This is a genomic window from Sphingobacterium siyangense (assembly GCF_007830445.1).
GTDB lineage: Bacteria > Bacteroidota > Bacteroidia > Sphingobacteriales > Sphingobacteriaceae > Sphingobacterium > Sphingobacterium siyangense.
Genome location: NZ_VLKR01000062.1, coordinates 1 through 8,365 on the forward strand (window position 1 = coordinate 1; position 8,365 = coordinate 8,365).

Annotated in this window: 11 protein-coding genes and 2 pseudogenes; 1 reads left to right on the forward strand and 12 read right to left on the reverse strand. The window is 34.1% G+C overall.

Annotated elements, in window-relative coordinates; all coding sequences use genetic code 11:
* The 12 genes and pseudogenes from IQ31_RS26910 to IQ31_RS28345 all read right to left on the reverse strand — a co-directional run.
* Positions 1-259, reverse strand: a pseudogene (locus IQ31_RS26910) (IS256 family transposase); the annotation flags it as partial.
* Positions 260-382: 123 nt separating this feature from the next.
* Positions 383-1,189, reverse strand: a complete 807-nt coding sequence (locus IQ31_RS26915; RefSeq protein WP_208734397.1) for a DUF6896 domain-containing protein — start codon at positions 1,187-1,189, stop codon at positions 383-385.
* 273 nt (positions 1,190-1,462) lie between these two features.
* Positions 1,463-1,834, reverse strand: a complete 372-nt coding sequence (locus tag IQ31_RS26920; protein WP_145331426.1) for a hypothetical protein — start codon at positions 1,832-1,834, stop codon at positions 1,463-1,465.
* A complete protein-coding gene (locus IQ31_RS26925; protein ID WP_145331428.1) occupies positions 1,828-2,082 on the reverse strand; it encodes a hypothetical protein in 255 nt (84 codons plus the stop codon). Before IQ31_RS26925 ends, IQ31_RS26920 begins: the two co-directional genes overlap by 7 nt.
* Positions 2,083-2,094: 12 nt before the next feature.
* Entirely contained in the window at positions 2,095-3,033 is a 939-nt protein-coding gene (locus IQ31_RS26930; RefSeq protein ID WP_145331430.1) for a hypothetical protein, read from the reverse strand.
* 89 nt (positions 3,034-3,122) lie between these two features.
* The gene (locus tag IQ31_RS26935; protein ID WP_145331432.1) at positions 3,123-3,716 is read right to left on the reverse strand and encodes a hypothetical protein; all 594 of its coding nucleotides are present in this window, start codon (positions 3,714-3,716) and stop codon (positions 3,123-3,125) included.
* 183 nt (positions 3,717-3,899) lie between these two features.
* Positions 3,900-4,613 (reverse strand): AAA family ATPase, encoded by a 714-nt coding sequence (locus IQ31_RS26940; protein WP_145331435.1) that lies wholly within the window; start codon positions 4,611-4,613, stop codon positions 3,900-3,902.
* A gap of 50 nt (positions 4,614-4,663) precedes the next feature.
* Positions 4,664-6,010 (reverse strand): ImmA/IrrE family metallo-endopeptidase, encoded by a 1,347-nt coding sequence (locus IQ31_RS26945; protein WP_145331437.1) that lies wholly within the window; start codon positions 6,008-6,010, stop codon positions 4,664-4,666.
* Positions 6,011-6,127: 117 nt separating this feature from the next.
* A complete protein-coding gene (locus IQ31_RS26950) occupies positions 6,128-6,325 on the reverse strand; it encodes an HNH endonuclease (RefSeq protein ID WP_145331439.1) in 198 nt (65 codons plus the stop codon).
* Positions 6,326-6,651: 326 nt separating this feature from the next.
* Positions 6,652-7,245: a hypothetical protein gene (locus tag IQ31_RS26955; RefSeq protein WP_145331441.1), complete on the reverse strand. Its 594-nt coding sequence runs from the start codon at positions 7,243-7,245 to the stop codon at positions 6,652-6,654.
* Positions 7,242-7,844 (reverse strand): response regulator, encoded by a 603-nt coding sequence (locus tag IQ31_RS26960; protein WP_145331443.1) that lies wholly within the window; start codon positions 7,842-7,844, stop codon positions 7,242-7,244. Before IQ31_RS26960 ends, IQ31_RS26955 begins: the two co-directional genes overlap by 4 nt.
* Before the next feature lies 1 nt (position 7,845).
* Positions 7,846-8,064 (reverse strand): annotated as a pseudogene (locus IQ31_RS28345) (sensor histidine kinase); the annotation flags it as partial.
* Positions 8,065-8,175: 111 nt separating this feature from the next.
* Here IQ31_RS28345 and IQ31_RS26970 point away from each other — a divergent pair.
* On the forward strand, positions 8,176-8,365 hold a 190-nt coding region (locus IQ31_RS26970), incomplete at its 3' end, for a transposase (protein ID WP_483259539.1).

An 8,365-nucleotide genomic window follows, 5' to 3' on the forward strand; every position in this document is an offset into this window, starting at 1 on the left:
CACGACCGCTCTCCAGTTCAAAATGTCCGGCCTGAAGGCTCCGTACCGTCTTTTTTGTCTTCCCGTTTTTACGATTAATCTCCCCGGAAGCTTTACTTTCCTGTAGATGATGATCCAGCTCACCTTCAAGCATACTTTCCAGAAGGTGTTTCAACATCGGAGCGAAAACTCCGTCGGTACCGCCCATTTTCTTGCCTTCGTAAAGGCCTCTCATTGCTTCCTCTTTGAAGCGTTCAAAGTCAAATTCCTCTTTTTCCATTTGCTGTGTCTAATATAAATATTCTTTATTTGACACAGTTTAATTTACACCCTCTATTCCAACGGGAGCAATTCTGTCCTAATTTTTGTAAATCACGCATATGAAACACCATTATCGCTAGGCTCATCTTTTTAGGCTAAGAAATTTCCAAAGGTTGAATTTAGATTTCTTTTTAATTTCCTCAATATGTTTTACGAATATTTTTTCTAAATCCAAGTCGGATTTAATCTCAACTTTCTCTCTATCTGTGACGGCAATGCCAGTGTGCCCAGGGACATTAGAAGGAATCTCTTCAAATTTTCTTAATGAGGTCATTTTTTTTATTATTCTTGACCCGTCAGCATATTCTTCAAAGAGGGGAATTGGCAGTGGGTGATAGTTTTGTGAAGATAGGATAAACTTCACAAAAAAATACGGATCTAAATCCCCAAACTCAAGCCCGAAAACAAGCGAAACCTCAATATACTGCCGGGTTATTATATTTTGAAAACCACAATGAAAACCATGGACAGAGTATCTCCATTCACCAACTGTTCCTATCTGTCGATGGTCTTGTTTTAAATCGTTAAATGTATATAGCGCAAAATCCGTGTTTAAGTTTAAATCAAGTTTGTCAACGAACATCAATACTAATCGCTCACCCAGTTTCCGGTAATCTTTCGCACATTGTTCGAAAAAGTATTGGTGGTCTTCAATTTCTTTATCCGTAATTAGTTTTATAATGTTAAGTTCAGGGTCTATTGTATGGATCAAAACCTGGAATCCAGAAAGTTCATATTCGAGATTTTGGCCAATTTGTTCGCGCTGTTTGTTAATCTTTCCTTTAAAAATAAGTTTTAGGGCTCTTTCTCTTGAAATGGATTTGATTTCATCTACCGATGGAAGTTGGTCAATTGACTTAATAATAATAACATCTGTTGTTCTGTCCACAAACCTAATTTAAAGAAAATTTTGTGCAACAAGTGGCCAAGCAGCGAGAATAGCCTTATTTTATTTGACTATAATTGATAATTTATTGGAAATTATATATAATAATTTCTGGTTTTTTTAAGGATCTCTATCTAACGGAAGATGGAACCTAATTGGCAGGTGTTTTTTATCTCCCATATTCAAAATCTATCCGATTATTCACATGCACATTCGTCTGTAATTCAATAATATTCATAATAAATGCGTTGAAAATATTGTACGCTCTATAGGGATTTAGCTGAGTTTTGCCTCTCTTGTTAGTTTACTTTTGTCTATCCCTAAATCATTACTGAATAAATCAACTAGTATTTTTTCAATTTCGCTTTTATTAAAAGTGTTCGGGTTACGTCTAGATTTGAAATAACTTTCACGTGTCATTTTTTTTGCTAATTGCCCAACTGTTTGCAGGTTAAGTATGTTGCCGAATTTTTTTGCAAACCAAAATCCAGCATTTGAAAATACAAGTCCTGCAAGTCCGATCTGCCAATTAAAGAATAGTGCAGCGCAAGATGTCACCAGTAAAATCGCAAGTGTAACGGATGCCCAGTAGGGCGGTCGTAGGATATGAAGTTTAAATCCCAAGTGCACTTCCAATTTTTTTACCATAGAACGTCTGCTTTGTTTTGGCAGAAGACCAAGGAGAGTAGTGTAATTAATTTTTTCGTATCTCTGGACAATCCGATTACGGTAATATCTTGGCACATCCCAGCATACCAATCAATAATATACACTTTGGTGCCCGGGCTAAACTGTTTCGTGCCATAGCGGGTTTCTATTTTCCCTTGACCATAGCTAATTTCCTGTTTGATGTTAGCTACCAATGTCCATAATGGTATAGGTTCTAAATGATCCATATTTATTCAGCGCTATTGTAGATATGACGCCATCAGTGTCTGTCGAAATGTTTTAGTTTTCAATGATAGTGACGTCAAGTCATCAATAATGATTTCATCTATTTGAAAATCGGTGATTATTTTTTCCTGAATGTTTGCATAATCTAAGGAGTCAATTATTTCGCCTGAGAGGATATCGAAAATATATAATGTACCTCCTGCGTACGCATTTTGGCCACTTTCTGGCATAAATCCATGAATACAACCTAAATTGCTCTTAGTTGTTATGATATTGTAACACCAAATTCTATTATCTTTTTTAAATTTGGAAAAATTTATTGACCATATCGGTTTCACCATGTTGTCGTGTGTAAAGCAGTGCAATGAATTTTTTTTGTCACTTATCAATAAATAGGCTTGGGTATTATCAAATTTGATCCAACTCGTACCGCCTACATTATCAAGTTTTATTTCATCGAAACAGTGATTGTCAAAGTGATACCTTAAAATAGATTTTTTCTCTGTTGGAATATAAATAATATTGCTTTTAAGGTGTAAATCTGCATTGTACAGACTTTTGTCGACTTTATCTTTTTTGAAAACTACCTCACCGTTTTTAATATTTACACAACATAGTCCACGATAATATTCAAGTAAAAAATAGTTAGATGACTTATCTATTATGCTTCTATATCCCAGGAACTTTTCTGTAGAAAAGAGTTGTTGTTTAGTCTCAATGTCAAAAGCTGTAATTGTCGTTTTATTTGCATTTCGTATTGTTAGCCAATTTTTGGAATTCAAAAGTATAATATGGCCATTAGGGGCAAAATCTAAGAGGCGGAATTCTTCAAAACCAAGATTATTTAGAATATTTAGGTTTGAATCTGTCAAGATTAAACCTTTTTTATCATCCTCTATAATAGCCTTATAAATTTGTATTCTATTAATAACTCTTTTATTTTCGATTCTCATATTGCAATGCGCTAAGAGTCTTGTTGTTATATTTTATAATGCTTGAGATTCTTACATGACATGTTTTGTCAATTCCTGATTTGAGTTTATTAGTTTGGTATAACTAGATTAGCTTTTGAAAAGTCAATGGCTTTGTACCTATCTTTCATTTTCTTGTCGAGTATGACCTTGTCATCCGTGAATGAAACAGGAGGGGTTTTAAAATGCCAGGTTCCCAGGTAGTTTAATGAGTTTTCTGTAATCTTAAAAGTAAAGCGTTCTAATTCATCTATATTTATCAGGCCAGCATTTACTTTATCTTCAAAGCCATCTGTTGTATCCGTATTCTTAAAAATATACTCTGTATACATTTTGCCACCATACCAGTTACTATTGGTCCACCAATAATTTAGAATAGCGTAGTTACCCGGCTCAATGGTATATATGAAGATATTTTCCTTTGATGATTTGAATGTCGGCTTCACTCTAAATGAAAAAACCTCCTTTGTTTCTGTATTGATCAAACGTATGTCCTGCGGAAAACCTCCACTGCTGAATCCTAATCGTTGGATGAAATTACCATAGATAATTGCTTTTCCACGAGGTATGCCGTCGTTACTTGCGACATCATTAAGGTGTTTAAGATCTTGTGCATTAATCTGCATTGATAAAAAAACTAAGAATACTGTTATTATACGTTTCATTTCTAAAGCTGATATTGGCTGAAAATATTTCTTGCCGACTTTAATTTAGATTAACTAGCTAGCCATAAAACTATAATAAATACCCCATATTTTATGTATCAATTATGAAATTAACGATTATATAACACATATATTTTCCCAATGAGTTCTTTGCATTTACTTTTTTCATCCATTTAGTTTGATTTAAAAATCGAAGCCCAATTCGGATAGCATCCGTTCGTGGTTATTCATAAAATACTTCATCAATTTGTATTGTTCGGTATCCTGATATGCAATCAGCTTTATTCCATTTTCGGCTACCTGATAGATGTCAGCTTCTGGATATGCCATTAGGATAGGGGAGTGTGTTGCAATAATAAATTGCGATCTCAGTTCGACAAGCTCTCTTATTCGGCTTAGCATGTTGAGCTGGCTTATGATCGACAGTGCAGATTCTGGCTCATCAAAGATATAGAGTCCGTTACCGTTGAGGCGGTGATGTAATAACGAGAGAAAGCTTTCACCATGAGAGCGTTTGTGTAGTGATCCATCATAGGATTTCTGAACTTCATATTGATCTACTGCGGTGGCAACATTATAAAAACTTTCAGCCCTGAGAAAATAACCATCTCTGTTGCGATATGCGGTTCGTATCACGTGGATATCTTCGAATAAAGCAGAATGAGAATCCATGGTACTAAAATTAAAATTGCGACTTCCACCCTCAGGGTTGAAACCTACATTGATAGCTATTGCCTCTACGAGGGTAGATTTTCCGATACCATTTTCTCCGACGATAAAAGTCACCGGATTCCCAAATCTTAGTTCATCCAGTGTTGACAATGACGGAATATTATACGGATAATGATCGCGGTCTTCCAGCGGCTTTTTATTTCGGATTTGGCTAACATAAATCATCTTATTATTTAGTATTATTGATGAAACGGGGATTTTTCAAAACCTCAAGATTAACTATACCTCAAAATCGCTCTCCTTATAATATCACTTACCAGTTCAGGTTCATTGTTTGGATTCATTATACTTCTCCATTTTGTTGGATTTGTTTCACTATATCGAATTAAATCGAGATCGTCCATACGATATTTTAACATGGCCTTACTCACATTGAAAAATGATGACAGTTCGCTAGTGATCTTTATGTAATCAAATTTGTTGCATTCCTGATCATCTAAAAAGAGCTGACCCACTCGGTTGATTCCTAATAATTTTTGGTTCAGTATTAGTCGCATTTTTAGAGCATCTTTTGGCATCAATAGGGTAGAAGCGAATTGATTTGCTTGCCATTCAATCCAGTTTTTATCGTTTTCAAGATTATGTTTCCTAGTCAAAGGATTAAATTTAGAATCTTCCAAGCTATTATAATCTGATTGATTTAGACCAGTGTCAGCGTGTAATAGAATATGTGCAAATTCATGCGCAAGCGTAAAGAGATGGCTTTCTGTGCCTATGATTTCTCGATTGATGTAAATTTCCCTTTTTAGGGGATCACAATATCCTTTGACATCGAGCTTAAACAGATCATATACCGTTTGATCTTCATAGACCGATATGTCGTATTCAGTTTTAAGAAAACAGCTGAGTTCCCCAATTGATAGATTTGCAATCCCATTTAAAATGGCAGGGTTTATTTTGGATAGGATGTTTTGCGCGAAATTTTCAATATTTTCTTTTGATAGGCGTTCAATTTGGCTCAACGAGGAAGTTGGTTCATCGCTATTTATTCCATTGCAGAGTGATTTTAAAAAGACCTTTTCGATAATCTCATCCCATTTATTTTGGTCTATATGAGTGAAGTTAGGATCAATGTTAGTATTGTTGTTATGAATTGATGCAGTCCAATCTGGATTAATTATAGCGTTATTCTTCTTATTATGAAGTAAAATTTTTGTAAGGTTGTTTTCAGAGACATGTATTAACATGACGCCCTTATTTTTTGCATAGGTATGTACACCTGATTGAAGTTCTCCAGAGAAGACGAATACAGCTTTTACGTTCTTGCCAGAGACTTGGTTTACTTTTTCTACAAACTCTTCGATATTATCAATAGATATCTTACCGCCGTAGTTTTTACATTCAGCTATATAGAGTAATTGATAATTTTCAGCACCAACGGGGGTAACTTCAATACTGATGTCGAATTCAATATCTTTTTCACGGTCTTTCGAATAGTATTTAGGTTTTCTTTGAAACTTACAACATTGCAGGAGTAGGGGTATCGCCCCTTTTTCTACTTCTTCTTGGAGTATGGTAAATACTTTATCTTCAAACTGATTGCCTTTTAATACTGTATTCATATCGTACTTTTCTTATATACAATTATACTAAAAAAATGAGATATTTAAACTAATGTTTGTAGTTTTTTAGGTCCGTAGTGGAAAGGTTTAAATTCATATTTTAATAAAATTATGAATTTAAATTACTTTATTCCCCTTTCCCATATTGCAGTCCATACAAGCTGTAATAAGGTTTTCATACGTGTCTTTGCCACCATCTGAGTAAGCAGTTTTATGGTCTAAGGACAATTTTGCACCATCTTGCGGCGTTCGGCCACAATATTGACAAGTATAGTTGTCCCTGAATATAAAGCTGTTTTCGTTTATTGATAACATATGTTTTTCGGAGCTCGTTCTTATCTTTTGGCATTAGGTAAATTGCATATTCTACTATCTGTTTCAGGTTCAATACTCTTAACGCCTGCTGCTGTGAGATGCCAAATTGGAGTATAATCTCTGTCAATGAGCACTTCAGTTCCATCATCTAACTCACATATACCATAAAATATAGTACCGCATTTAAACTGGATTTAAGCACCGGAATTTGGGTGCATATGATCCAGATTATGCACAAAAAAGGTAGATTTACCAATACAAAAATGCGAAGCCAAAATTTGAACTTCGCATTTTTGTTTACTTGTAAATGGTTCTAGATTCTTCTTTTACTCCATTTGAGATTCATAATATACTAAATTGTTTTTATTAGATAGCAATTGCGAAGTTAGAAAGTAATTGTCTTCGTATGACTGGGCTATACAGTGATCATATTTGTCTAAAGCCAACTGAAAACTAACTTCCATAGAATTTCCTAAAACGATTTGGTTCAAAGCTTCCATGGATGTTTCAATGTAGGATGGTTCGCCAATTGAAAATATATATTTATCTCGGTAGCCCCAAAAACATTTAGCACCATTTCGAACTAAGGTACTTCCTAACTCGACTCCACATAAGCAGGCAACGGTATAAATAATGTGTCCATTAAATAAATATTCATTTGTAGTGGTGGAAACATATTCTGAAAATTCAGAATTATATAGACTCCTTGAATCGCCATGAGAAGCAGCAAAAAAGACATAATCTACATCTAGAGATGCAACTCTTTCACTTACGATATCAGCGCGTAGTTCTTCTCCTGAAATTATGGTATATTTTAGTTGATTAGCAATTCTCTTTGCCTCATCACCACAATCTTCGAAAAATCTACGGTCATTTTCTTTAACTGCATTATTGTAAGCAATTATAATATGTTTTATCATATACTTACCGTTTTTTTTAAAAGTAGATAGATAGTCAATTGGATTAGGTCTTTTTCAAATTTTCTTCCAACTTCACTTTTTGTTCTAATTTCCTTCAATAGCTCATCAATGCTAAAACTCTGACTACCAATATTGAGATAATTTTCATTATTGCTATTTTGATTTTTTTGAATTTCCATCCATTCTTCGAGAGCGCAATCTAATTTGCAATCCATCAGTTCATTGATTTCTTTAATTAGAGCAATTGCTTTGTCAGTGTCGGTATTGGTGATATAATAGATACCGTGATGATTAATCATTTCACTTAAATGTGCTTCACTCTGTTGTAATAGATTATTTGCAGACATCATTACAATGTAGACTAAGGATGTTTTTTGTCTGATTATATTTAATGCTTCGATACCTTGTATACCCGCGTCAAATCTGCAGTCAAGAAATACAATAATTCTCTTTGTAAGATTATCAAATATGTATTGAACGCCACTATTAGCATCATTAAATAACTTTATAGCATATTCAGGGTACGTTTTTTGAAGTACTCTAACGAATGGATCCTTAGAATCCATATTGTCATCAATAACAATTACTTCTCTATTCATGTTATTTTAGTTGGAAGGTTATTTTAAATGTAGTTCCTATATCTCCAAATTCACTTTTTATTATATTAATCTGCCCTTTCAATGATTCAACCCGTGTTTTTACAATATATAAACCTATTCCCGCCCCACCTTCACTTTCAGTCGTTGTGTTATAAATACCAAACACCCAATCCCATTTCTCCTGCGGAATACCATGTCCATTGTCTGATAATAATATAGTTAGTCTCTCCTTAAACCATCTATAATTTACTGATTATTAGTATTTTGGGTTTAAAATAGCTTGTTTTTTATTGCAAGAATTTGTATCTTAGAGCTTTAAAACCTTGCAAATATGTTGGGGAAAAATCCAGAAAAGAAGCCAGAATTATTTCGCCCAATGTTGGTGGATTTTATTGACCACGAGCATGAACTTGTTCTACTTTCAGAAAAAATAGATTGGAATTATTTTGAGAAAGAATTTTCGTCCTTGTATTCCAAAGTGGGCAATCCGAGCCATCCGATTCGGTTTATGGTGGGTTGTT

Coding starts and splice junctions, on each gene's coding strand:
- IQ31_RS26945 (WP_145331437.1), bottom strand. CDS start 6,010: ATGAATACAGTATTAAAAGGCAATCAGTTTGAAGATAAAGTATTTACC.
- IQ31_RS26940 (WP_145331435.1), bottom strand. CDS start 4,613: ATGATTTATGTTAGCCAAATCCGAAATAAAAAGCCGCTGGAAGACCGC.
- IQ31_RS26955 (WP_145331441.1), bottom strand. CDS start 7,245: ATGATAAAACATATTATAATTGCTTACAATAATGCAGTTAAAGAAAAT.
- IQ31_RS26935 (WP_145331432.1), bottom strand. CDS start 3,716: ATGAAACGTATAATAACAGTATTCTTAGTTTTTTTATCAATGCAGATT.
- IQ31_RS26960 (WP_145331443.1), bottom strand. CDS start 7,844: ATGAATAGAGAAGTAATTGTTATTGATGACAATATGGATTCTAAGGAT.
- IQ31_RS26930 (WP_145331430.1), bottom strand. CDS start 3,033: ATGAGAATCGAAAATAAAAGAGTTATTAATAGAATACAAATTTATAAG.
- IQ31_RS26925 (WP_145331428.1), bottom strand. CDS start 2,082: ATGGATCATTTAGAACCTATACCATTATGGACATTGGTAGCTAACATC.
- IQ31_RS26920 (WP_145331426.1), bottom strand. CDS start 1,834: ATGGTAAAAAAATTGGAAGTGCACTTGGGATTTAAACTTCATATCCTA.
- IQ31_RS26950 (WP_145331439.1), bottom strand. CDS start 6,325: ATGTTATCAATAAACGAAAACAGCTTTATATTCAGGGACAACTATACT.